This is a genomic window from Bradyrhizobium sp. (genome assembly GCF_019242285.1).
Lineage (GTDB): Bacteria > Pseudomonadota > Alphaproteobacteria > Rhizobiales > Xanthobacteraceae > Bradyrhizobium.
This window is the reverse complement of the sequence record NZ_JAFAVV010000963.1, coordinates 1-2,082: the sequence shown is the minus strand read 5'-3', so window position 1 is coordinate 2,082 and position 2,082 is coordinate 1. Positions and strand designations below refer to the sequence as shown.

Below are 2,082 nucleotides of genomic sequence, written 5' to 3'. Positions count from 1 at the left end.
GACGGTTCGCTGCTGATGAAGTTCGCCGGCTGGTACAATGACGAGTTCGCAAATATCGGCGGCGAGTGGAAGATCACCAAGCGTCAGGTCGACACGATAGAGTTCGAGCAGGGTGCGCAAGCCTAGCATTGCCATCAGCGGCCGCTTTCAAAGGAACAGGAGATGCAGATGCGCGCATTGGTGATGGATGGATTCGGATCCGCGGATCAGGCGAAGCTTGGCGAGCTGCCCAAGCCGCAGGCATTACCCGACGATCTGCTCGTCCGCGTCACCGCGGCGTCTGTCAACCCGGTCGATTGGAAGGAGATGGCGGGGTACCTGGCGCAGGTTTACGGCGAGTACGGCACCTGGGCGCCAGGCTTCGACGCCTGCGGGATCGTCGAGGAAGTCGGCGCAAACGTCAGCGGTTTTGCCAAGGGCGATCGCGTCGTGCTGCTCGCCGATCGTCGTGAAGGCCCGCAAAGCGGCACGCTCGCCGAATTCGTTCGCGTCCCGGCGCGGCTCGCCGCCAAGGCGCCGGCGCAGGCAAGCGATGCCGAGGTCGCGGCGATACCGACCGCTGGCATCACCGGCTATCAAGGGCTCTTCCGCCCCGACGTCGGGACGTTGAAGGCGGGAGAGTCGGTGCTGATTCTCGGCGCGTCGGGCGGTATCGGCAGCTTCTCGGTCGGTTATGCCCATGCGGCTGGCGCCCGCGTCGCTGCGGCGGCGCGCGACGTGAACCTCGATTATGTGCGATCATTGGGAGCCGATCTGGCAATCGACTACAAAAATGAGGACGTTGCCGCCGCGCTGAAGAAATGGGCGCCTGGCGGCGTCGACCACCTTCTTGATGCGGGCACCGGCGGCAATCAGCCCGGAATCCTGGATATGATCAGGGATGGCGGTCGGCTGGTCATCGTGGCGACCTATGTCAACGATGCCGACATCGAGAAGCTGACCGCGGAGGGAAGCAAGCGCGGCATCGCGGTCCATTATCTGATCCTCGACCTCGCCACGCTGCGCCAGGACCTCGAGGCAACCGCGACGCTGATCGATCAGGGCAAGATGAAGTTGCCCGAGCTGACGGTTTATCCGCTCGATCGCGGCGCGGAAGCGCTCGCAGCCCAGCAGAAGGGCGGCGTCCGCGGCAAGCTCGTCGTGACAATCGACTGAGGAGTTCGATTCCTCTCACCCGCGAGGTGAGTTGCTACGCTCCCACCGTGTCTTGAACGCGAACTCTTTCGCCGGTCTCGAAGTCGCGCTCCAGTAGCGCGACGATTGCGTCGCCGACGACCTCGGGCGGCTTGACCGTCGCAGGATCTTCACCGGGATAGGCGTGAGCGCGCATCTTCGTGCGGGTCGCGCCGGGGCTGACCAGGGCAACGCGGATTGGAGTGATGGCGGCAACCTCTGCGGCATAGCTCAGCAACAGGTTCTCCATCGCCGCCTTGGTCGCGGCATAGCCGGCCCAATAAGCCCGCGGGCTGGCGGCGACGCCGGTGGTAAGCGCAATCAGTCGTCCGGCCGTGCTGTTGCGCAGCAGCGGATCGAAGGCGGCGATCAGCCTCTGGCTAGCGACGAGATTGGTCGCGATCACCTTGGCGAATTCCTTTTCGTCGAGATGTGGCACCGGCGTCAGCGAGCCCAGCATCCCGGCCGAATGGACGATCACGTCTACCGCGGGCCAGCGAGGGGCGACGGCCTCGGCGAGCTTGCGGAGCCCCTGGCCGTCGGTCAGATCGAGCGGGGCGATGGTCGCGGTGCCCCCAGCCTGGTGGATCGAGTCTTCCACCTCCTCGAGCCCGGCGCTGGTACGGGCAGTGAGGATGACATGCGCCCCGGCCCGGGCCAAAGCGCGGGCGGTCGCTGCACCGATGCCGCGGCTGGCGCCGGTGACCAGCGCGATGCGGCCAGGCAGAGAGGCCATCAGGCGGCTGAGCCGGCGAGCAGCGAAAGCTGATCGACCGGGGCGATATCTTCCTGGTCCGTCAGATGGGTCGGATAATCACCCGTGAAGCACGCGTCGCAATGCTGCGGATGAAGATCGTCCCGGCCATCCTCGCCAACCGCCTTGTAGAGGCCTTCGATGGAGAGAAAGGC

2 protein-coding genes and 1 pseudogene are annotated in these 2,082 nt (G+C 65.4%); 1 reads left to right on the top strand and 2 read right to left on the bottom strand.

Annotated elements, in window-relative coordinates:
* Positions 1-168 precede the first annotated feature (168 nt).
* Positions 169-1,155: an NADP-dependent oxidoreductase gene (locus JOY90_RS39370; RefSeq protein ID WP_291696468.1), complete on the top strand. Its 987-nt coding sequence runs from the start codon at positions 169-171 to the stop codon at positions 1,153-1,155.
* A gap of 34 nt (positions 1,156-1,189) precedes the next feature.
* On the opposite strand, the gene JOY90_RS39365 is transcribed toward JOY90_RS39370, so the two are convergent.
* Positions 1,190-1,909 carry an SDR family NAD(P)-dependent oxidoreductase gene (locus JOY90_RS39365; RefSeq protein ID WP_291696467.1) on the bottom strand — a complete coding sequence of 240 codons (720 nt, stop codon included), beginning with the start codon at positions 1,907-1,909 and terminating at the stop codon, positions 1,190-1,192.
* Positions 1,909-2,082: pseudogene (locus JOY90_RS39360) on the bottom strand (amidophosphoribosyltransferase); the annotation flags it as partial. The pseudogene JOY90_RS39360 and the gene JOY90_RS39365, both read right to left, overlap by 1 nt.